General features: G+C 43.0%; 16 protein-coding genes. 10 read left to right on the plus strand and 6 right to left on the minus strand.

Features of this window, described 5'->3' with window-relative positions; all coding sequences use genetic code 11:
- Window positions 1-91 precede the first annotated feature (91 nt).
- Together ACLOAU_RS21380 and ACLOAU_RS21385 are read left to right on the plus strand one after the other, a co-directional pair.
- Complete coding sequence (locus tag ACLOAU_RS21380; protein ID WP_427863940.1) at window positions 92-865, plus strand: hypothetical protein; 774 nt, start codon at window positions 92-94, stop codon at window positions 863-865.
- A 40-nt stretch (window positions 866-905) separates the two neighbouring features.
- Window positions 906-1,373 (plus strand): hypothetical protein, encoded by a 468-nt coding sequence (locus ACLOAU_RS21385; protein WP_427863941.1) that lies wholly within the window; start codon window positions 906-908, stop codon window positions 1,371-1,373.
- Between the two features lie 556 nt (window positions 1,374-1,929).
- On the opposite strand, the gene ACLOAU_RS21390 is transcribed toward ACLOAU_RS21385, so the two are convergent.
- Window positions 1,930-2,577, minus strand: a complete 648-nt coding sequence (locus tag ACLOAU_RS21390; protein ID WP_427863942.1) for a hypothetical protein — start codon at window positions 2,575-2,577, stop codon at window positions 1,930-1,932.
- 27 nt (window positions 2,578-2,604) lie between these two features.
- The gene (locus ACLOAU_RS21395) at window positions 2,605-3,336 is read right to left on the minus strand and encodes a glycosyltransferase (RefSeq protein WP_427863943.1); all 732 of its coding nucleotides are present in this window, start codon (window positions 3,334-3,336) and stop codon (window positions 2,605-2,607) included.
- 353 nt (window positions 3,337-3,689) lie between these two features.
- On the opposite strand from ACLOAU_RS21395, the gene ACLOAU_RS21400 reads away from it, so the two are divergent.
- Complete coding sequence (locus tag ACLOAU_RS21400) at window positions 3,690-4,250, plus strand: hypothetical protein (RefSeq protein ID WP_427863944.1); 561 nt, start codon at window positions 3,690-3,692, stop codon at window positions 4,248-4,250.
- Window positions 4,251-4,256: 6 nt separating this feature from the next.
- Here the strand turns inward: ACLOAU_RS21400 and ACLOAU_RS21405 are convergent, their stop codons facing one another.
- Together ACLOAU_RS21405 and ACLOAU_RS21410 are read right to left on the minus strand one after the other, a co-directional pair.
- Window positions 4,257-4,475, minus strand: a complete 219-nt coding sequence (locus ACLOAU_RS21405; RefSeq protein WP_427863945.1) for a hypothetical protein — start codon at window positions 4,473-4,475, stop codon at window positions 4,257-4,259.
- A 126-nt stretch (window positions 4,476-4,601) separates the two neighbouring features.
- Window positions 4,602-5,384 carry a response regulator transcription factor gene (locus ACLOAU_RS21410; protein WP_427863946.1) on the minus strand — a complete coding sequence of 261 codons (783 nt, stop codon included), beginning with the start codon at window positions 5,382-5,384 and terminating at the stop codon, window positions 4,602-4,604.
- 848 nt (window positions 5,385-6,232) lie between these two features.
- Between ACLOAU_RS21410 and ACLOAU_RS21415 the strand changes: the two genes are divergently transcribed.
- The 5 genes from ACLOAU_RS21415 to ACLOAU_RS21435 all read left to right on the plus strand — a co-directional run bounded on the left by ACLOAU_RS21415 (window position 6,233) and on the right by ACLOAU_RS21435 (window position 15,804).
- Window positions 6,233-7,441 (plus strand): glycoside hydrolase family 88/105 protein, encoded by a 1,209-nt coding sequence (locus ACLOAU_RS21415; protein WP_427863947.1) that lies wholly within the window; start codon window positions 6,233-6,235, stop codon window positions 7,439-7,441.
- A gap of 37 nt (window positions 7,442-7,478) precedes the next feature.
- A complete protein-coding gene (locus ACLOAU_RS21420; protein ID WP_427863948.1) occupies window positions 7,479-10,700 on the plus strand; it encodes a SusC/RagA family TonB-linked outer membrane protein in 3,222 nt (1,073 codons plus the stop codon).
- A gap of 17 nt (window positions 10,701-10,717) precedes the next feature.
- The gene (locus ACLOAU_RS21425) at window positions 10,718-12,562 is read left to right on the plus strand and encodes a RagB/SusD family nutrient uptake outer membrane protein (protein ID WP_427863949.1); all 1,845 of its coding nucleotides are present in this window, start codon (window positions 10,718-10,720) and stop codon (window positions 12,560-12,562) included.
- A 230-nt stretch (window positions 12,563-12,792) separates the two neighbouring features.
- Complete coding sequence (locus tag ACLOAU_RS21430; protein WP_427863950.1) at window positions 12,793-13,950, plus strand: Ig-like domain-containing protein; 1,158 nt, start codon at window positions 12,793-12,795, stop codon at window positions 13,948-13,950.
- 324 nt (window positions 13,951-14,274) lie between these two features.
- Window positions 14,275-15,804 carry a family 43 glycosylhydrolase gene (locus ACLOAU_RS21435; RefSeq protein WP_427863951.1) on the plus strand — a complete coding sequence of 510 codons (1,530 nt, stop codon included), beginning with the start codon at window positions 14,275-14,277 and terminating at the stop codon, window positions 15,802-15,804.
- Between the two features lie 508 nt (window positions 15,805-16,312).
- Here ACLOAU_RS21435 and ACLOAU_RS21440 read toward each other — a convergent pair.
- Together ACLOAU_RS21440 and ACLOAU_RS21445 are read right to left on the minus strand one after the other, a co-directional pair.
- On the minus strand, window positions 16,313-17,080 hold the full coding sequence (locus ACLOAU_RS21440) for a response regulator transcription factor (RefSeq protein WP_427863952.1): 768 nt from the start codon (window positions 17,078-17,080) through the stop codon (window positions 16,313-16,315).
- 1 nt (window position 17,081) lies between these two features.
- Window positions 17,082-20,282: a ligand-binding sensor domain-containing protein gene (locus ACLOAU_RS21445; protein ID WP_427863953.1), complete on the minus strand. Its 3,201-nt coding sequence runs from the start codon at window positions 20,280-20,282 to the stop codon at window positions 17,082-17,084.
- A gap of 355 nt (window positions 20,283-20,637) precedes the next feature.
- On the opposite strand from ACLOAU_RS21445, the gene ACLOAU_RS21450 reads away from it, so the two are divergent.
- Together ACLOAU_RS21450 and ACLOAU_RS21455 are read left to right on the plus strand one after the other, a co-directional pair.
- Window positions 20,638-22,176 (plus strand): glycoside hydrolase family 43 protein, encoded by a 1,539-nt coding sequence (locus ACLOAU_RS21450; protein ID WP_427863954.1) that lies wholly within the window; start codon window positions 20,638-20,640, stop codon window positions 22,174-22,176.
- A 72-nt stretch (window positions 22,177-22,248) separates the two neighbouring features.
- Window positions 22,249-23,784 carry a family 43 glycosylhydrolase gene (locus ACLOAU_RS21455; protein ID WP_427863955.1) on the plus strand — a complete coding sequence of 512 codons (1,536 nt, stop codon included), beginning with the start codon at window positions 22,249-22,251 and terminating at the stop codon, window positions 23,782-23,784.
- Window positions 23,785-23,838 lie beyond the last annotated feature (54 nt).

Genomic DNA, 23,838 nt, shown 5'->3' on the forward strand with positions numbered 1-23,838 from the left:
CATATTAGCGTTTGAGGTGTCAACGATTACAAAATGTCTTTTTTTATTTTCACATTAGAATATCCTTAATTCACCATTTAAAAATTTATTTATGAAGAGAAAACTCAAACTTGCATTTGATCAACTTCGAAAAGAGATGCAACCAATGAATTCAACTGAGATGAGCTCTGTTTTAGGAGGTCTTACCGTCAATGAAATCCTGACGTATTATACGAATTTAGGGTTTAACTTTGATTCTGATTCTAGCGGAAATTATTTTGCTTACGGCCCTGCTGCCAGTACAGGAAACTATGTTGAAGATTGGGGCAGCGGCTTTCAAGATAGCTCAGGAAGTAGTGGTGCCGGAAGTAATCCTTATTATGAAGCTAATGACGATCAAATGGCGATAAATGGAGGATTGCTTGTGGAAACGGCTAATGGTGTTCAATATTATGGAAGCTCCGGAACAGTAGCTTTTTTCCCTGGTGTTAAACTTTCAAAAAATGCAGCGAACAATACTGCTTATCAGATGAACGGAACTATTCATATTAACGAGAACTGGGCGAATAATGGCTTTGACATCGATGATTTTGCTCATGAATATGGGCACTATTTACAGCAGCAAGGACGAGGACAATTTAGATATCTGTTGGAAATTGCATTACCTAGCGTAGGTTCTGCAGTAATAGGCAATATACTTTACAAAATGTTCGGTACAGAAAACTTCCATGACAATCAATGGTATGAAAAAAGTGCCACTCAATTGGGACAGGAATTCTTAATATATAATATGTGGGATCCAAGCAAAATAAATGATATCGTTAACCCTCCATCAGACTATCAGGATCCCAATTACTCAGGATTTACTTCATCATGGTGGGCTTAGTTAGTCAGATAGGTGCTAAATCCAATCATAAAATACTCTCATGAAAAAGTATAACATAATCATTATAACAGCTCTCCTAATTTTTTTCGGCTGCAGTATGGCTAACCCTGTATTTATAACAAATGATACTGAGAGTGCTTGTACTGTAGTTGTCAAACTGAATTCAGAAGGTGCAAATCAACTGCAATTTGTTAGAGATGATGGTTCAAAAATAAGTCGTTCAGATTTCCCTAAATTAAGTAACGGAAAAAATGATGACACTAGAAACAATATTAAATTTGATAAAAAAACAGATTATAAGATTAAAAACAATACAATAGAAATCAATATTCCTGCAAAGAACAGTGTACGATTTTCTGAAAGGATTTTAGAGCCATCTCAAATTGACAGCATTTATTTCAGGTATAATGACCTGCAATTTGCAATAAGCCATACGGAATTTATAAAATCTTCTGAAAAGCCTCGTGGTAGTCGACACGGATACCTTTATATTTTCAAGGGTAAATAGTATCAAAAATGGATAGATTACACATCAAATGAGATTAACTCTTTGAGTATCGTTTTTCGCTCCCGAAAACTTGCAAATCAATCAGAAGTTCATCTTAAAGGTCTTAGAAAAGCAATAATTTTTCAACGCAACCAATGTTAAAATCCAATTTTCTAATGTATGTGGCGGGGCCATTGATAACCCAATGCAAATCTTCGCCACATACTTTATATTCCTAATGGGTACTAAAGTTTTCTCGTCTTTAAAACAATACGGTTTGCGAAGCCTAACGATTTTCTTTATAGATGGGTTGTAAGTTGTAGCATTGGCTTTGCCTGGTGAGGATTAAAGGAGCTCTTATAGCGGAAAAACGTTCTGGTCCAAGTGTAAGTTTAGCCTTCCGTGTTTTTAGGACAGTTAAAGATTCGACTTGAGTTTACAGAAGGAATCTTAGCCAGAATGCTTCGCAAAATATAGTTCATCTGGGTATATAGTGTATAAGATATAAATCAGATGTACTGAACACGGATATTTAATCGTACTTATCTGCAATCTTTCGCCTCTAGTAAGCTCTTCGTCAGCTACTTAACGTTTTTCTCGGATGATGAAAGCCTCGATATTTCTGACCAAATTGAGGTTCGCGCCAACCTATTGATCTCGAATAAACTGGGTTTACAATAGGATCTAAATTAAGCATCGTTGCGATTGTTCCCAATCTAAGTTCGCTATGAAGAGCTTGATATACAGGTTTAAGTATTTCATCAGCAATTAAACTCATAGCCTTATCCGACATCATAATGCCGCAAAAAGGGCTAATGCCAACAGCATATTGGCGCACATCAATAGGAAGATTTCTTATTTGATAAAACCAGTGCCAGGTATCTCGTTCAGGATACTTAACTGATGGCACCACAAAGTCGCAGTCCCACACCCTCGAAAAATAACTATTTACACTACAGTCGCACCAGCAGTCCCAGCCTACCAATACAAATCTTTTACTAAAGATATCTGACTTATTTTCTAAATACCATCTAAAAAATGCCAGATCTATAGAGGGGCCAATAATAGGAGAATCAATAAACGGATTTATCACATCAAATACTTTGACTCCAGGATTATAATCGATGAATGTTTGTTTGTTTGCCGTAAAGGTGCTAATGGTATCTTCATTAGTCGTGTTATACCAGGCAATCAATATTATAAGCTCTTCAATATTATTACTCATATCTCTAACGGTTGAAATCGAATATTGTTACAAATACATACGTTTTAATTTTTCAATTAACGCAGTGTCTCCAAATCTATCGTGTTTCGAAATTCCACGTTTTGACCATATATTATTCCATAAATGAATTGCATGGCAATGCTCAAAGGTCATGTCCAAATTGTCTACAAAGAAAAGTTCTATTTGATGCCAATTAATAGGGCAAAAAACATACATTGGCTGGATATAGTTTTCACTCTCGTAATTCTTTAATATTTGCTCTAGAAATCTAGATCCAAAGGTTCCCCAACGGGCATTTTTTAAATCAGTCTTTTCCATAGTAACTATCATTTCGTGCAGAAATTCTGCTTTCTGAGGGGCTTTAATTACTGCATTATTTGTTATAATTTGTGGAACACCAGTGTCAGTGATCATCTCTGTTGTAAAACAATAGTCCTGGTTAAAATTGAAGTATTTTAAGCAAACAACATCCATATCTACCCACCATCCTCCTTTCATAAAAAGTAGCTTGTATCTAAACCAGTTAGCAAACGATGTGTATGTTTGCGCGATATCCTTATAAACCCTTTCGTGTGGAACTATTTCATTTGCGTCTTTAAGGATAACTCCATCTGGGCAGTTTTTGAGATTTGTTTCATAAGAATATAAATGAAATTCATGTCCATTGGCTAAAAAAGACCTGATACATAATTGTTCAATAATTGACAACGTCGTTCCTATCCAAAGACTTTGAATGGCAGCAGTTTGGGCAGTTTTCATATCACTAATTATAAATCAACTTTTCGATTTTTTAAAGATAGTAATTAATCACCCTATCTTCCAATTGTTAAAAAAAAATAAGCTAACAAATAGTTATTTATTATTTGTTTGGCTAACTTCCATAACTTTCAGAGCTGAAGAAAATAATTGATTGCTTTTGAAATTGGAATGAAGTTTTTTAATAATTATATTATTTTAAAATTTTTAATATATTCAGGGAGCAATAAGAAAGCAAACTTATTATTAAAGATTAGGTAATTACATATAGTTAATTCTATGAATAAAATCGAAAATCTAAGAATCACTCATGTAACTTATTTATTCAAACACAACAAATTTATACTTTTTAAAATATGAAAAAAAAAATAACTACGATTGCTATTATCTTGTTTGCCGCATTACCAGCGTTATCTCAAAAGGTTATCAGAAATTATAGCTTTGAAGATATTGATGCACTGTATAGACCCATAGGTTGGTCGCCACAAAGTTCAGATAAAAAGTACTCCTTTGTTTTGGACACAAGTGTTGCGAAGGCCGGTAAAATTTCAATAAGAATAACGCTCCAACCAAATACAGTTCCTGATAAAAATATAGGATTGTGCAACACAATACTTTTAAATAGCTTTTTTAAGGATAACCATAAAATAACTATCAGTGCATATGTTAAAACTGACGGTCTTACTATAGGAGGTGCTAGTATTTGGATGCAGTTAAATGGAAGCCGCAGTATAATATCTGATAAGAACTCCGATAAAAATGCAAGCAGAGGAACTACAGAATGGACAAAACACACCATAGAACTGCCTTTAACTGACGAGGTGGTCTCTGTTGGATTCGGTTGCAAGATGTCTGGGAACGGTAAAGCATGGTTTGATGATTTTGAGGTCAGGATTGATGAGGATTTAATTAAGTAGCCTTGTTTATGAAGTGGTTATTTGTCCCCTGGCATTTCTTTTCTTATTTCCCCTGCCACGGGATGAATATGCCTCGATAGATGCTACCTCCAATGGAGTGATGTAAAAGAAATCGTAAACTGTCTTAACTAGTCTCACACTGCGTAACCAATGATGTAAGAGCGTTCTGCTTTTTGCTTTAACCTCTTCAAAATACCTATATGCCTTACGTCTTGCGAAATACATTTTCTTGCTTTTTTTATGGTCATAATTTTTTATAATAATTACAAGATTATCGATCAAGACGATTCGCCAGTTTGTTAGGGACAACTCTGAAATTCTTTATTTGGCTTATATAATGACGACGGGCTATCAGGCGTTGTTTTGCCTGTTATCTTTCTGAATTGAAAGATGATACTCCGAAGCAGACATGTTGAAATATTTTTCAAAACTCCTGTTAAAAAGCTGCTCAGAGCTGTAGCCGACACGTCTTGGAATTTCTTCTAAAGAAACTGTGTTGTCAATCATCAACTCAGTAGCTCTTTTAAGTCGGGTGAAATCAACAAATTCCTTTGGCTTTAAAGATAGCAGATCAGTGATTTTGCGATATAAAGTTGTGCGACTCATACATAGATGTTCAGCAATATCATCAAGATCTATTTCTGGATTCTCTATATGTTGATCTACGTATTTCTTAAGCCTTTTCTGAAACAAGTCATCTTTTTTTGAAATGCTTAATACCTGTATTTTAGTAAAAGGAGTACTGGCTAGATGTTCCCGTATTTTTTGCCGGTTTTTTAATAGGTTTTTAACCTGCAGCAATAGTAACTCTACCGAAAACGGCTTACGAATATATGCATCTGCCCCTACCTGCAAGCTGTCAATATGAGTAGCGTGAGTGTTCCTTGAAGTCAGGAGTATGACGGGAATATGGCAATATTCCACACTTGATTTAATAAAGCGGCAGAGTTCGTAACCATCCATCTCAGGCATCATAATATCAGAAATAATTAAATGGATCATTTTTGTTTCTAAAAAGTTTTGTGCCAATCTTGCATCGGAAGCTTGATGGACGCCATATGAATATCCCAGTACCATCGATAAAAAATCCAAAACATCTGGTTCGTCATCAATAATTAGAATGTCCTCTGTCATGCCACTTTAGTTTTTCAGGTATGTAGTTGAAATTAGATTCTGATAAATAGGTATTAATAGGTCAAAACACGCTGCGTTCTGCGTGATTAAGATATGCATAATTCGTTAGTTCAAATATATACAATGGGCCTAAGAATCTACAAGTTTCAGACATGAAATAATAACGTAATTTATGCTAACAATACATTCATTAGGAAAAGTGATGAATAAAATGCCTAATGCGTATGTGGCTTTTTGATATTAGTTCGTTTCCTGAGAGCCTAATTCCGATCAGAATAGGCAGAAGCCTTAATAATTAAAAAGTCTTTTACCACTTTTCTATATACCACTTTTGGTCTTTTAACTGTGATATTGAAAATGTACTCGGACAGGAAATAATAGTAGCATTTAAAGTGTTTTTACTTGCTGTATTGAATATCTTAAATTATTGTGCCTGCTATACCGATGCGTGATTTAAAAATGGTACGAATTCACAATAATTTGAATAATGCTGTCCATACATGTTGCTTTATTTTGTGTTGTCAGGAATTGACTAAACGATTCGAATTTTTAAAGATCATGTTTGCCGATGAATTGTATAAAGATTTAAAATACTTTAATTGCTTGTGTCTCTAATTACTGCAAATGAGATGATAGAAATGACTTGGACTTTGATTTAACCATGCAGAGCCTCAATAAACATAATAAATTTCGTTGACTTTGGAATAGGCAGATGAGGGTGCCAGGCAATGTCTGATGATATATGCTGTACGGTGGTGAGGAGCCAATCCTGGGGGGCGGCTGTATTATCTGCACATGAATGATATTTTTCCAGATAAATAAAGCGATAGCAAAATAAAAATAAATATATGAGGGTCATGCAATGGCTGACCGGTTGTTTTGTAGCGGGTATATTTTTACTGGGGTGTAGTAAGAGTAATAATAAGCCTGAAGAAAAACCGGTGGTCAAAAAAGATTCAGCAACTTATGATTTGGAAAATTTTCCTGAAGGGGCTCGTCCACGTGAGGTGGGTCTTAAATTGACGGAACGGTTGTTACAAACTGAATATTCTTACTGGGGTAACATTTATTCGCAGTATACGGCTGACCATATCACTTATCCTGATGTTTGTGCATGGCTGGGGGCGTTGTGGTTTTCTAAGAGTGTTGGCAACGATGCATTGTACAACCAACTGGTAGCCAGATTTGAGCCACTATTTACAACTCAAAAGCACCTGCAACCTAATGTCAATACAACCGCTGACAATAAGGTGGACTATTATGTTTTTGGTGCCGTACCGCTGGAAATTTATACTCAGAAAAAAGAAAGCAGGTACAAAGAACTGGGGATGAAATACGCGGATGGCCAGTGGGCATTACCATCTAAACCAACTGCATCTCAAAAAGACTGGCATGACGATGGATATTCCTGGCAAACGCGCCTATGGATTGATGATATGTTCATGATTACTGCGTTACAGGCCCAGGCTTATCTGGCTACCGGGGATGAAAAATATATTGAGCGTACTGCCCGGGAAGTTGTATTGTATCTGGATCAGCTACAGCGTGATAATGGCTTGTTCTATCATGCGCCTAATGCACCCTTCTTTTGGGCAAGGGGTGATGGATGGATGGCTGTTGGCATGACTGAAATATTACGTATTCTTCCCAAAACTGCCAAATATGATCTATACCGTACCCGAATAATGAAGGGATATAAAGACATGATGGCAACCTTGTTGCGATACCAGGCGCCTGGTGGCATGTGGGGGCAACTCATCGATAATATGTCTTCATGGAAGGAGACATCAGGATCCGCCATGTTCACTTATGCATTGATCAGTGGCGTAAGAAATGGCTGGCTGGATAAAGAGAAATATGGTGCAGCCGCCCGTAAAGCCTGGCTTTCTCTTTTGACTTACCTGGAACCTAACTATGATATACGCGAGGTATGCGAAGGTACGGGTGCCAGGAATGACTATCAATACTACCTGGATAGAAGACGTTGGATAGGGGATCTTCATGGCCAGGCAGCGATGTTATGGTGTGCTTATGCTTTGTCCAGTCCCATCAAATAAAGTAGCAAAAACTAACGAGAATATCAAATCAACAATTATGCATGAAGGTTTAACAAAAAGTAGGAGTTATACCAGAGCCTATAAAAAGGCCGGTATATGGTACGTGGGGATCTTGGCTACGCTGTTCCAGCTGGTCATCCCAAAAACTTCTTTTTCTCAAAGTACGGCTTCAGTGACCGTTATACAGCAAAACAAAAGCCGGGTTACAGGTAAGGTCACAAATCCGGCCGGCGAGCCCCTTGTTGGCGCATCTGTAAGTATTCAAAACACTTCAATTGGAACAAGCACCAATAATGAGGGACTTTATATTATCGAAGCATCACTTACCGATGTGCTTTCGTTCAGTTATATGGGTTTTATGTCCCGGGATATAGCCTTGAAAGGGGTTGATACTTTAAATGTAGTGCTGCAGCCTGATCCGCAACTAAGCGAGCAGGTAGTAGTGGTGGGTTATGGTAAGCAGAAAAAAGCTGCTGTGGTAAGCTCTGTAAGTACTGTAACAGCCAAGGAGCTGATGGCGCCCACCGGTAATATTACCGGCAACCTGGCGGGGCAACTTTCGGGGCTTATTGCTATTCAACGGAACGCAGAACCGGGTAGGGATAATGCTGAGTTCTGGATACGGGGTATCAGCACTTTTGCAGGGGGCTCTTCTCCATTGGTGCTTGTAGATGGTATTCCCCGGAAAATTAGTGAGCTGGAAGCCGATGAAATTGAGACCTTCTCACTTCTGAAGGATGCGGCCGCGACAGCTGTATATGGAGCGGAAGGCGCAAACGGTGTTATTTTGGTAACCACTAAACGAGGTATTGTATCCAAACCGCGCATATCTTTTCGCGCTGAATTGTCCACTGCACAGCCCCAACGCTTACCAGAGTTTGTTGATTCATGGGATTACCTGGATCTGGCCAATGAAGCACGCTTTAATGACGGTCTCGATCCTTACATGACGCAGGAACAGATTGAAAAGTATCGCAGCGGAGAGGATAAGGATCTATATCCTAATACTAACTGGATGAAGGAACTGCTGGCCAAGAACGTTAAAAATCAACGTTACACTGTAAATTTTAGGGGAGGTGCCGAAAACGCAAAATATTTCGTTTCCATGGCGTATTTCAATCAGGAAGGTGTATTTAAAAAAAACGAGCTGGGTAAATATAACAGTGATTTTGACTACCAGCGCTACAACCTGCGAAGTAATATCGATTTAAAAGTAAGCAATACAACCCAGTTGAATATAGATCTTGCAGGGCAGTATGTTTCCCGCCTTACGGCTAACCGCTCACCGGATGATATTTTTAAATTTATGCTTTTTACGCCTCCGCACCTGTTCCCAGCCATTTATAGCGATGGCACTTTAGCTACTTATAAAGTGCCGGGCGATGCCAATAACCGCAACCCTTTTAATATGCTATATAATCAGGGTTACCGTAAGGAATTTAGTACACGTGTACAGTCGAACGTAGGCATTAACCAGGATTTAAAAGTAGTGACCCGTGGCCTGAGCGCGAGGGCAAACCTGAGTCTTGATTATGAAGGTAACAATGCTACGCTGCGGAATTACTGGCCCACCCTGTACAACGCTTCAGGACGAGACGCTGACGGCAAACTTCTTTTTAATGAAGTAGTATCGGGAAACGCCCAGTTGGAAGACCCTGTATATACTGATAACGGCAGAGATACTTACCGCAATATATATATCGAAGGAGCGATCAACTATGCGCGTACTTTCCAGCGCCATAATGTGGGCGGTATGGTGCTTTATATGCAGAAAGAAAATCAACGTGGCGATAATGTGCTGCCTTTTCGCAAGCAGGGTTTGGTAGGCCGTGCCACTTACTCCTTCGCCAACCGTTACTTTATCGAGGGTAACTTCGGTTATACGGGTAGTGAAACCTTTGCTAAGGGTAATCGCTTTGGATTCTTCCCGGCGGTAGGTATCAGTTATTTTGTATCTAACGAGCCGTTTTATCCCGAAGGATTGAAAGAAATACTGAACAGCGCAAAAATTAGGTTGTCCATGGGCCGCACCGGTAATGATAACACCGGTGGTGCGCGCTTCCTGTATCGGCCGACTTTCAACACAGGTGGATATAACTTCCTGCAAGGCATCAGCTCAAATGGTGGCACCAATGGCCTGGGTGCAGGTATATTTGATGAGCGTTTTATCAACAACTTTATAGGATGGGAAATAGAGAACAAACGCAACGTTGGGCTTGATTTAGGATTTTTCAGAAATAAAGTGGAGCTAACTGTTGATTATTTTAATAATGAACGTACTGGTATTTTGATTCAACGCCGTACCATTCCCGGATCTGCAGGTTTCCATGCTGCCCCCTGGGAGAACTATGGTATTGTGCATAACCATGGTGTGGATGCCAGCCTGAAAAGCAGCCATAAAATCGGAGCGTTTGGACTAAGTACCAGGGGAACATTCACCTTTGCCCGCAATAAAGTACTTGAGTACGATGAATTGCCTCAAAACTATCCATGGATGCAGGTTACAGGTACAAGGGTGGGAGAGCATACCCTGTATATTGCCGAAAGACTTTACACCGAGGATGATTTTGTAAGGACACAAAATCCCAACGGCACTTATCGTTACCAGTTGAAGCCGGGACTGCCTGTACCTACCATGACCGGTAACGCAACGATGGGGCCTGGCGATATTAAGTATGCTGATTTGAACAACGATGGTATCATAGATAATAATGATCGAAAAAGAGGTATAGGCCACCCGGAGAACCCCGAAATCAACTATGGTTTTGGTATTAACTTAGAATACAAAGGTTTTTATATAAGTATGTTCTTCCAGGGTACAGCTAACACGTCCTTTGTAATGGGTACTGAAGGATCGGGTACCGAAGCATATACTTTCTGGCCCTTTAGCTGGGGAATTGAGAAAGGGGGATATCGTACGGCCTTATTAGACCGGTGGACTGCAAGCAACCCCCGTCAGGATGTGTTGATGACAAGACTGCATGACGGCTATGGGAATAATATCAGTAAAGAAGCCAGCACCTGGTGGATGCGCGATGCCAGCTTTCTGCGCTTTAAAAACCTGGAGCTGGGTTATACTATTCCCAAAAATGCCATTCAAAAACTGGGAATTAGCGGCGCCAGGGCATACATTATGGGATATAACCTCCATGTGTGGGACAAGATAAAGATCTGGGATCCGGAAATGGGGGATCGTAATAAAGGGATCAGCTACCCCATGTCCCGCACATTTACATTAGGCCTTGAAGTAAACTTATAAAAATTAAAGAGGAATATATGAAGACTAACATCATAAAAGTATTATTAATAAGTCTTTCTTTCGGATTGATAACATCCTGTAGCAAGTTCCTGGATGTTTCCGACGAGCTGGCAGGTGGTATTACTGATATCTCTCAGGTGTTTGATAACGTAGACCGCACGAGAAAATGGTATGGCCAGATATATAACAATGTACCTGATTATTCAGCAATATGGGTGGAAACTGCTGCTATGGGTAATGCATGGGCCGGATATGCAGATGAGTTATACCACCGGTTAGCAAGAAACTCGGGAAAATATGATAACTGGAATTCTTCTAATACCCGTAACCATCGTTGGGGCACGCTCTATGAAAGCATAAGACAGGCCAACATTTTTCTTGAAAGGGTAAAGCCTATTGCAGCAACGGGTGTAAACGCCAATGTGCTTACCGAAACAGAAGTTGAACGTTATAAAGCCAATATACGTTTTATGCGGGCGTTGTATTACTACTATTTGATGGAGCAGTATGGCCCCGTTCCAATTATAACGGTGTCAAAAACCTTACAGGATGAAATTGATATACCACGCAACTCTTTGGATGAAGTGATCAATTTTATTGATACGGAGCTTCAGGAAGCGATGCAGGGTATGGAACAGGAGCCTTATCATACCCAATTGGACTATGCGGCTGTACCTACCAAAGGTGTCGCACTGGCTGTACGGGCCAAACTTTGGGTATATGCTGCGAGCCCGCTGTTCAACGGTGGATTCGCAGAGGCTTTGTCGATTGCCAATAGCGATGGCAAACGTCTGTTTCCTGAACGGGATAATGGCAAACTGCAGAAAGCGGTAACGGCATTAAGAGAATTTTTAGACTATGCTGAGCAAGGACGATATGAGCTTTTTAGAAATACAGGTACATTTAATCCAGGGCTTTCGGTTTATGGTATGTTCCAGGATTATAACAAAGAGATCATCTGGGCTACCTCAAAAGATGCATGGGGAACTGCAACTAACGGTGCTTTTGATCAGTTTGTGACGCCCCGTAATGAACCCTCAGGACTAGGCGGTATACACGTAGTACAAGAATTGGTAGATGACTTTTATATGGCGGATGGTAGGCCAATAAAAAATACAAGTTTTCTTTCGGCTTCGCCCGCTTACAGCGAGACCGGTTTTGGCACATTGGACGGCGTTGAAGTTTCCAGGATGTATATTGGTCGTGAACCACGTTTTTACAATACCATCACTTTCTCCGGTAAAAAATGGCATATCAGTAACGCTGAAACACAGTTTTACCTCGGTGGTAACGCTGATAAGAATGTAGTGGACGGGGCTCCTGTCACCGGCTACCTTTTATACAAAAGAATGAACCGCACCGTGTACGGACGTACCGCTACAGGTGCCGTAAGCAGGAGATACAGACCTTCTATCATCTTCCGGCTGGCTGAATTTTATTTGCTGTATGCCGAAATGCTCAATGAAGTGCAGCCTGGCAATGCCGATATATTACGCTATACTAATATGGTGCGTGAACGTGCAGGGCTACCCAAGCTGGAGGATTTGAACCCCGCAATAGCTGGCAACCAGGATTTGCAGCGTGAGGCTATACGCCGCGAAAGCCGAATAGAACTGGCCACAGAAGGGCAGCGTTATTTTGATGTACGCAGATGGATGATAGCCGAAAAGCCGGTAGGTGAAGGTGGCCAGGGTGGAGAGTTCACCGGAATGAACCCCGATGGAAATAAAGCCGCGTTTCACGAAAGAAGAAGGTTTCAGACTCGCTACTTCGGACGCAAAAATTATCTGTATCCAATACCGCTTACAGAAATGCAGCGTACTAAAGGAATGCTGGTGCAAAACCCCGGTTGGGATAGTTAAGCGGATAAGAGGGCTTTTAATGTAAGTACTTATTTGTAAGCAGGTATTCTGCCAAAAGCTAAAAGCCGTTAAACCAGCACACAATAAGACTATTGGATGTATTGAGATTTTTTAAAGTGGTAACACATACAAGGCAACCGTAAGGTCGGGGGGCAAAATATTTCCTCTACATTCCTGATCAATTGGGTGATTAGTATTTCAAAAACTCTGATTACAAAAAAATAAGACAAATGAGTGAAAATAAAATATTCAAATTCGTTGCAGTGTTTTCGCTGTTTAGCCTACTGTTTGCGGGTTGCGACAAAAACATGGAAAAAGTGCAGGAAGTTAATGTATCGGGCATTACTTTAAACGAGGCGCTAAAAAAAGACAACACCCTTTTAATTGGTACTACATTGGATGTAAGCAGGCAAATATCTGTTTCGCCTGAAAATGCCACAGATAGGGCTGAAAATTATACTTCATCCAACCCGGCAGTTGCTGCAGTAAGTGGGCTGGGTATTGTAAGAGCGCTTAGTGAAGGCTCCGCTATTATTACAATAGCAGTAGGTAAAGGCGGGCATAGTGTTGAAGTGCCTATAACAGTGGTTAGTAAAATTCTAAAACCGGCTACTCAGATCAATTTTCGTAAAACTGAGTTGGACCTGGGTTTAGGAGGAACTTACAATTTGGTTGACGATGTACAGCTTATTCCCTTCGATGCAAATGATGACCTGGTTTATACTTCCTCCCAGCCGACAGTGGTGGCTGTAAACACGGTCGGCAGACTCGAAGGTTTAAGCCGGGGAACCGCTACTGTTTCCGTAGCTTCAAAGCAAAATCCCTCTGTTAAGGCTACAGTTACTGTTCACGTGGTTGCTTTCAGCGGTGATTACCCAAGAGCTGGCTGGACAATGACTGCCTCTCATGCATTGATGATCGCTACCGGTAATCCCGAAGGAAACTCGCTGGCGGCTGCGGTGGATGGTGATTTTGCTACTAACTTCTGTCTGGTAAGACCTGGCAAATCTTCAGGAAATGCCACCGGCCTGGTAACAGTGCCTTCGGGAGAAGCCATTCATTTTACGGTTGATATGAAAGCATCCCAGGAGGTAGATTATTTCAGGATATTACATAGAAATACTACCCAGGTGTTTATAAGATGGTATGCTTTCGATCAGATATTAGGTAGCAATGACGGCGCTAATTTTGAGGTGATCGCTTCTAACGTGGTGGTACCTGATGCCGCAACAGGCTCACCTCAGGAATCCGTTGATATTCCCATTCCCAAATCGAAGTATCGCTATATCCGGTTTTATGCGCAAAAGGCTCAGTGCTTTTACCAGTCGTCTTATACTTCGCAGGGTAATACCGTACAGATTCAGGAATTATACCTGGGTGTTAAATAGTAAGACCGTTCAAATTGTTATTCCTAAAATCAACCAGTTATTAAAATCAGGTAATAAGCCTGCCAAGTTATGATGGGCAGGCTTATTTTAATTAACAGGAGCTTTTGAAAATATCCTGATCGATAAAACCTGATGAAATGTTTTACCGGTAAATGTTTACCCGGTTATGTCGATGATAAGAAAAAGAGATTATTATAAAATGTACATACAGTTGATTAATATAACCTATACTTCTTGTCTGAGATCTTCGTCATAGATACTTAATAAATCATGTTGCCGGTCTCTTAACTGAAGACTATTTATTGAAAAACGAAAAATATACAGATGAAACGATTAATGCTCATTTTATGTATCCTTACTAATGTTTTGGTTTACACTTCCTGCGGGAAATCAAATCCGGAAGTGAAGAAGCCTGATGTTGTAAAGCCTGATCCAACCGGCGGGGATGATGATTTAACCAGGTTGACTAAAGACGAAAAATTCACTAATCCCATTATGCCCGGAGGCCCCGACCCCTGGGCGGTACAAAAAAATGGGGTTTTCTATTATACATTTACACAAGGCAGTAAGCTAGTGCTCATCCAAACCAAAAACTTATCAGAACTTGCTTCGGGCCTTCGTAAAGATGTATGGACACCGCCGGCTAATCAGGCTTATTCAAAAAATATTTGGGCACCGGAGCTGCACGAGATTAACGGCAAATGGTACTTTTATTTTGCTGCAGATGATGGCGCAAATGCAAACCATCGCATGTATGTGCTGGAAAATTCCTCGCCTGACCCTATGCAGGGCAGTTGGATATTAAAGGGCAAGGTTTCAGACCCCACCAACTTATGGGCCATAGACGGTACAGTGCTGAACTATAAAGGTGAGCTGTATATGATATGGTCCGGTGGAAATGCCGGCGCACCGCCACAGAATATTTATATAGCAAAGATGAGCAACCCGTGGACGATTACCGGGGATAAAGTAATGATTGCAACTCCTAACTATGATTGGGAGAAAAAAGGTAACCCGATTAATGAAGGCCCCCAGGTTCTTTTCAATCCTGATGGGCGTGTATTCGTTATATACTCTGGTAGCGGGTATTGGTCAGATGGATACTGTTTGGGGCAGCTCTCTTTGAAAAGCAATGGCGACCCTATGAACCCGGGAGACTGGACCAAAAATCCCCAGCCGGTTTTTTCCATGCTGGCTCCTAGTAAGGCTTATGGTCCTGGTCACAATGGCTTTTTTAAATCACCGGATGGCAAAGAAGACTGGATTGTTTACCATGCGCGCAGTGTAGCCAATGATGGTAATGCAGGACGCAGTCCGCGCATGCAGCGCTTTACATGGAACACTGATGGTACGCCCAATTTTGGAACACCGTCAAACACAGATATACCGCAAACCCGGCCTTCGGGTGAAACAATCCGCTATATCTATCCAAAGACCAACTGGTCGGTTGCTGATTTTAGTTCCGAAGAATCTGCTAACAGCAGCAAACTGCTTATAGACGGTAATGCTGCTACTTTTTGGGTGACGAGTTATACTTCTAACTCAACGAACTATCCTGACCACTTTATAACCATTGATATGGGAGTAGTTTGCAAGATCAATGGCTTTATTTTTAATCAGAAAGAAGATGATCGCAAAATAAAAGAGCTTCAGGTACTGATAAGTAATGATAATAAAACCTGGGAGAATCTCGGTGTGTTTGCACTCAATAATATTGATTTAATGAAGCTATATATTGATTTGCCACAACAAAAGCAATGTCGGTATTTCCGGCTTGTTCCTAAGTCGGGACATGACAGTCAGCGACAGCCAGCGCTGGCTGAAGTTGCAGCGTTTAGACTTAAAGACGAATAAAAGGTAGTTCCGATGTTTAAGTAACTACATACTGGGAGCCCGGTTCCAGCCTTAAATCTTGATATTATTAAAATATCGTTCGAGTTCTCTTGCCGTTATGTGGATCTTTGTGACTTTTTAATCATCATGACTTTTCAAAGCGTAAATCTTGGCTAATGCACAATTTACCGCGCCCCTTTGTTCTACGACTTTTGGTATTGACCAGTATGGGTGGGTTTTACTCTTTTTTAGCAGTTTTGAATCGTACTAAAAACTCATGATTAGCTCCTCTGCCACGGGATGAACTTGTGTTTATAGATAAAGTTTCAAGGGCATACCGTAAAAGAAATGGTAAAAGTATTTTAAGTGTTTAATGTTAATTAAGATATAGCGATAGCTTGAATCCGCTAACCAGCATATCACTGATCTGATTCCCCCAAGGGATATGATTAAAGATATTTCTGAAGCAGAAGCACCAGCTATTTACTTGGCTGATTTTTAACGCAAATTCACCCAGCTTAATTATTTCTTATGCTCCTTCCTGTAGCGATGCATAATAAGCTTCGGGCGACATTTTATACTGTGCTTCAAAACTGCGGCTAAAGCCGGCCTCCGAGCTAAAGCCGGTTAGCTTAATGATCTCGGGCAATGACAAGCGGTTTTCTGCCATCAGCGCCGCTGCTTTTTTAAGCCGTGTCATATCCACAAACTCTTTAGGCGATAAAGACATTAAGGCGGTGATCTTGCGGTAAAAAGTGGCCCTGCTCATAAATAAATGTTCTGCCAGCGCATCAAAATCTATATTCGGCTCTTTCATATGAGCATTGATATACGCGTCGAGTTCCTGCAAAAACAATTCATCTTTTTTAGAACGCACCGGCACCTGTATATGGGCAAATGGATCGTTAGCAAAATGATCCTTTATCTTGGTCCTGTTCTTTAACAGGTTTTGAATCTGCGATAGCAACAGGTCAACCGAAAAAGGTTTTTGAATATAGGCATCGGCGCCTACCTGCAAGCCTTCAATATGGGCCTGGTGTGTATTTTTAGAAGTAAGCAGGATGATGGGTATATGGCTGTAGGCTATATTGGATTTGATCAGCTGGCAAAGCTCAAAGCCGTTCATTCCCGGCATCATCACATCTGATATAATGAGGTGGATGATCTCTTCATCCAAAAGCTGCTGCGCTTTCCCGGCCTCCGGCGCCGTATATATCTTATAGGTATACCCCAGTATATGCGATAAAAAATCCAGCACATCCTGCTCGTCATCAATAATCAAAATGGTTTCGGTCATATTATTTGATTTTTTTCCAGCTGCTTAATTGAAATTCTATTTCCTGGTGTATAGGTAGTTGGAGCGCAAAACTTATATTATCAGGTTCGCCCGATAACAGCACCAGGGTGCCGTTATGCAGCTCGGTAAGGGAGCGGGCCAGCGATAAACCAATGCCTGTTCCGGGTTTGTTATTACCACCCACGCGTACAAAGGGTTCAAATACCTGTTGCCGGTACTCGGGCGGTATGCCCTTACCATCGTTGTTAAAATAAATAGTAAAATAGGCATCACTTTCTTTAACTGCTTCTATACTAATGACAGCACGAGTAGCGGCATATTTCATCGCATTCGATACCAGGTTGGTGCATATTTTAATAAAAGCCTCCCGGTCTACAAAAGCCATAAAGCTTTCAGCGGGGGCCTGCAGTTCCAGTTGAACAGGGTTGCCCGATGCCTGCTCTTTAAAACCTTCTGCCACATCGGCAACCAATGTTGCAATATCGGTCTTCACAAAATTCAGGCTAAACTGGTTGGCCTCGGTTTTCCTGAAGTCAAGCAGCTGGCTTGTCAATGATACCAGGCGCCGGGTATTTTTTTCAGCAATGGTGAGGCTCTTATTAATTTCAGGGTTTTTTCCAAACTGTCGCATCAGCCATTCTATAGGACCCGATATTAAGGCCAAGGGTGTTTGTATTTCATGGGTAATATGGGTAAAAAATTCGATCTTGGCCTGGTAAATCTCCTTCTCTTTTTCATGCTCAAACAATTGCAGCTTACGCAGGTTTTTTCTTTCCAGGTTCTTACGGTACAAACGGGTAAGCACAAATATCGCGGCAGCCAACAACAGGATGTAGAACAGGTAAGCGATATGGCTTTGCCAGAAGGGGGGATGTATCCTGATAAAGAGCCGGCGTTCTTTACCCACCCAGCTACCGGTATTGCTTTCAGCCTGCACTATAAATTCATAATCGCCATGCGACAGGTCGGTGAAAAAAGCTTTGCGGTTGGTGTTCAGGTAGGTCCAGTTATCATCCATTCCTTTCATACGATATTTATACCGGGTTACCTGCGGTGAGGAGTAATTCAGCGCTGCAAATTCAATACTGAAATTGTTTTGGTCATAGTCCAGCACCAATGTGTCGGTATAGAATATCGACCGGGCTAAAGGGCTTCCGGGCCCGCCGGGTTCTACGTCTTTGTTATTGATCTGGAAGCCGGTGATATAAGTAGGCGGACTGGGTTCGGGTTGATTAAAGTCGTTGGGGTTAAAAGCGATCATCCCTTTCACCGATCCGAAATACATGCTGCCATCGCTATGTTTATAGGCCGAGTTATAATTAAACTGGTCGGTCAGTAAGCCGTTGGCCTGTGTATATACTTTTACTTTTTCGGTGAGGGTATTAAAACAAATCAGCCCTTTCAGGGAGCTGATCCAAAGATTTCCCGCGTCGTCTTCCAGCATGCTGTACAATACATTGCTGGGCAGGCCGGTTTGGGTGTTAAACTTTTTAATGATCTTTTTATCGGGTCCTACTTTAATAAGACCACCGCCCGTAGTAGCAAACCATAAAAACCGGTTGCGGTCTTCCCAGATGCTGTATACCGCAAATTCGTTGACTACTGAGTTGTTAACCGTATCGCCAAAGCGGATATTACCGGTTTCCCCGGTTTTGGGATGATAATAGTAAGCGCCTCTCGACACGCTGCCGGTCCATATATTGCCTTTACTATCTTCCCTGATGTCCCAGGTATAACTATTGTAAGGTATTTGCGGTACCCTTTTAAAAGTTTTATTGATGGGGTTGTACGTAAGCAGGCTGGCGCCATGGTAGGCCGCCCCTACCAGTATAGTACTATCCCTAGTAAGATAGATGCAGGATACAAAATCGATGACCTGCTCTGCACTGTCTTTGATCACCTTAAAGCGATCGGTAACCCTGCCGGTACGGGTATCCATAATATCCATACCGTTATAAAACATACCCACAAACAACCGGTTGCCCAGTGCCAGTAAACCATGTACATTGTAATAAGCAATATCTTCTTTTTTACCGGTTGCGGTATAATGGGTAAACAGGCCGCTGCCAAGGTCTAAACGGTTTACTCCTGCGTCTTCGGTACCAATCCACAGCCGGCCCCGGGTGTCCGCAACAATTTTTCTTACGGCATTACCCGAAATAGAATTTGCTCCCGGTTGCGGGTAGTATTTTTTAAACCGCGCGTTTTCTTTCGAATAGTAATTAATGCCCCCAAAATAGGAGCCTACCCACATGCCGCCCTGCCGGTCTTTACAAAAAGTATAAACCGGGTTGTCGTTTAAAGCATACGGGTCGTTCAGCCTTTTTTGCAGGTGTTGGGCGGTTTGGCTGGCCCGGTCGTAAATATAAATGCCCGACTCTGTGGCAATCCAATACTGCTGTCCTTCACCGTGAATGATATCGCGCACATAAATGGAAGCCTGCGCATTTTTTACCAGTGGCAGCGAGCTGCAAACCCCCGTTTTATGATTGTATAGTTTCAGTCCCTGTGTAAAGCAGCCAATCAGTATTGCACTGTCGTTGACGGGATATATTTTGCTGATCGATCTTAAATGGGGCGCCGTGCGTGCATCAACAATGGTGGTGTTTACCAAAGCGCCGGTTTCAAAATTGTACCGGCCGATGGTTCCATTTTCGCGCCCTATCCACAGGCCCCTGGTTCCATCGGCTGCAATACAGGCACTTTGCAGTTCCAGGTTGTCTAATTTCCCCTTATCACTTTGGTACCGGTATAAAGTACCGTTGGTTATAAACCACAGGTTGTCGCGGGTATCTCTCACCAGGTGGTGAATATAGCTCGCAGGTACTGCCTGCACCCGTTGCGATATTTCCTGGTGAGGATTGTAGCTGAACAGGCCTTTGGCTGTAGCCACCCAAAGTTTGCCGTTGCGGCCTTCGGTAACCACGTTTACGATGTTGTTACCGATATTGTCGTTGGTTGATTTCCCGTTGTCGCAGGCTTTAAAAGTGTAACCGTCAAAGCGGTTCAGGCCCGCCCGCGTACCCACCCATATCATCCCGTTCTTATCCTGTATCACCGAGGTTACCGCGTTGTGCAATAAACCGTCATCTACCTGGTAATGTTTAAAGTAATACTGACCATGGGCAATAAAAGGGGCAAGCTGTACCAGCAGGCTTAAAGCAATAACATAATAAAACAGGCGCATAATAACTACATTCAAATATAGAACATGGTAATTAGAATTAACCTGTTGTACCGGCCCATTTATGCAGCAGCGGCTGCCTTTTATCTTATTTGAAACGATTGCACAAAATGTTGAACAGGCAATCTGCTGCTTGTGTATTTATTTTGACCCCGTAATATTTATTAGCTGAATAGACCGTGTTTTACTGCCGGTACCCCGTTGCTATATTGTGCCGCAGGCGATTGCAGATGCTATCCTGCTGCATACATAACTGGCAACAGATGGCGGCAGCGGTAACTATCCGGGCGATCTTCGTGTACTGCCGGCTGCCATACTATTTATTGAAACAGATAGCGCTTACATGCAGAAAGACTTTTACAATTGAATAACTATGCGCTTGCTTTTCTCTTTGTTAATGTTATTACCGGTATTTCATTTGAGGGCCCAGCAACTGGTGTTGCCGGCCGATCATCCCGATCCTTCGGTAGTGCAAATTGGTAACGAATACTGGGCGGCGGGTACCACTTCCAACTGGTTTCCTGCTTTTACCCTTTATCGTTCTCACGACCTGGTAAACTGGAAAGCATCAGGGCATGTATTTAACCAAATGCCGGCCTGGGCCGATTACTATATGTGGGCTCCCGAAATTACTTACGAGAACGGGAAAGTGTACCTGTATTATACCGGGCATAAAAAAGGGGGCAGCCTTTGTATTGCTGCCGCCGTAGCCGATAAACCCGAAGGGCCTTACCGCGATCTAGGCCCGCTCATGTGCGAGGCCGATGGGTCTATTGATGCCTTCCCCATGCGCGATGAGCAGGGTAAGCTATATATGATCTGGAAGGAGGATGGTAACAGCAAGGGCAAGCCTACACCCATTTGGGCGCAGGAAATGAAGGAAGACCGTACCGGCCTGCTGGGCAACAAAAAAGAACTGTTTCGTGCCGATACCCCCTGGGAAAAAGGACTGGTTGAAGGCGTATCTATTATAAAGCGCCAGGGTTATTTCTATGCCTTTTACGCGGCAGCGGCCTGCTGCGGTAAAACCTGCAGTTATGGTACCGGTGTGGCAAGAGCTAAAAACCTGCTGGGCCCCTGGGAGAAATTTCCGGGCAACCCGGTACTGGCCGATAACGACAACTGGAAATGCCCCGGCCATGGTACCCCGGTGGAAAAAGACGGGCGTTTTTATTATTTATACCATGGCTACAGCACGGCCAGCGGCGCTTATGGTGGGCGGCAGGGTTTGCTGAGCGAGTTTCAATTTACACCCGATGGCTGGGTGCAGTTTATAGATCGGCCGCTACGCAACGCGCCGGCCGTACCGGCCACTATTACCGATCTTTTTGCAGGCAACCGGCTGGATGATGCCTGGCATTGGAGCGTGTTTCAGCCGGTTCAGGCCAGGGTAAGCCGTAACAGCCTGCAATTGCAGGCGCTGCCGGGTAATGGCGGCGCCTATGTGGGGCGCTCGGTAATGGCCCCCCACTATGATGCGCAGGTAACCCTGCAGCAGAACAACACGGCCGAAGCAGGCCTGGCACTGGTGGGCGATGATAAAAATATGGTATATGCCGGTGTGTTGAACGGCAGGATCCGGCTGGTACAATTAAAGAAAGACCAGGAAAAAGTGTTGATGGAAACCGCGATACCCGCTGCGGCATCGCTGGTGCTAAAAGTAGCCGTAACCCATAATACCGGGGCCCGTTTTATGTATAGTACCGGTGGCGCTGCCTTCAAAACCCTGAATGACGAACCGGTGGATATTGCCTTCCTGCCGCCCTGGGACCGTGCCGTACGCATTGCCCTGCTGGCCAGGGGCGCTGCCACCCAGCAGGCTTTCTTTAAAAAATTTGTAGTCAATAACCATGCTGAGAACCTGGCCACCCGGCCGGCACTAAAGCCAGGTAATTCCCAGGCCTTAAGGTAGGTGAAAATGCCAGGAAAGCGTTATGCACTCAACCCTGTCACTTATTGTAAACCCTTATAAACTTTTGACGCTATGCATATGAAACGATTGCTGATTGCCGCATTATTGCTCAATAGTGTACTTACCTGGAGCGCCTGCCAGAAGAGCCCCGAAGCGGGCACTGAAAATCCTGGTACAGAGAACCCGCCACCCAAGGGCGACGATCTTTCGGCTTTAACGCCCGATACCCATTTTACCAATCCGGTTATGCCCGGCGGCCCCGACCCCTGGGTAGTGCAAAAAAACGGGGTGTATTATTATATGTATACCCAGGGTGGCCGGCTGGTGATACTCGAAACCCGCGCCATGTCTGAGCTGGCTTCCTCCCGCCGCTACGAGGTATGGGTGCCCCCGGCAGGACAGATGTACTCTAAAAACCTATGGGCGCCCGAGCTGCATGAAATAGACGGCAAATGGTATATCTATTTTGCTGCCGACGATGGCGCTAATGCCAACCACCGCATGTATGTGGTAGAAAATACTTCACCTACGCCGGTTGAAGGTAGCTGGGTGATGAAGGGAAAAGTGTCCGATCCCTCCGATCTCTGGGCTATTGATGGTACGGTATTTAAGCACAACGGGCAGCTGTACATGGTTTGGTCGGGCGGTAATGCCGGCGCGCCACCGCAGAATATTTATATCGCCCGCATGAGCAACCCGTGGACCATCAGCAGCGAAAAGGTCATGATTGCCACCCCCAATTTCGACTGGGAGAAAAAAGGCAATCCTATTAATGAAGGGCCACAGGTACTTACCAACCCGCAGGGGCGTGTGTTTATTGTATACTCCGGCAGCGGCTATTGGGTAGACGGGTATTGCCTGGGCCTGCTGAGCCTGAAAGAAAACGGCGACCCGATGAACCCGGCGGACTGGACCAAAAGAAACCAGCCGGTATTTTCGATGCGGGCCGAAAGCAGCGCCTATGGCCCGGGGCATAATGGCTTCTTTAAATCGCCCGATGGTACCGAAGACTGGATCATTTACCATGCCCGTACCAAACCGGGTGGTGGCGACGATAATGGCCGCAACCCGCGCATACAGCGCTTTAGCTGGAACTCGGATGGTACGCCTAATTTTGGCCTGCCCTGGGATATTGCGGTTGCCTATAACCGCCCTTCGGGAGAAAAAAAGCGGTATGTCTATCCTAAAACGGGCTGGACCATTGCCGGCTTCAGCTCAGAGGAAACGGCCAACAGCCGCCTGGCTAGCCGCCTTATCGACAATAGTATCTCCACTTACTGGATCACCCGGTACTCAACCGAGCCCACCGATTATCCCAACCACTGGGTTACGGTTGATATGGGGGCTGTTTCAAAAGTAGATGGCTTTATCGTATACCAGAAAGAGGGCGACCGTAAAATAAAAGAACTGCAGGTGCAGGTAAGTAACGATAATGCCAGCTGGGAAACCCTGGGTTCGTATCCGCTGAATAATATCGACCTTATGAAGCAGTATATCGATCTGCCGCAGCAAAAGCAGTTCCGCTATTTTAAACTGGTGCCGCAATCGGGCCACGATAGTCAAAAGCAACCCGGACTGGCTGAAGTAGGGGCTTTCAGGATGGAGTAGGGAGGTGATAGTTGATAGAGGACAGATGATAGACGATAGACTATAGATGATAAA

It is taken from the genome of Paraniabella aurantiaca (assembly GCF_050309965.1).
Classification (GTDB): domain Bacteria; phylum Bacteroidota; class Bacteroidia; order Chitinophagales; family Chitinophagaceae; genus Niabella.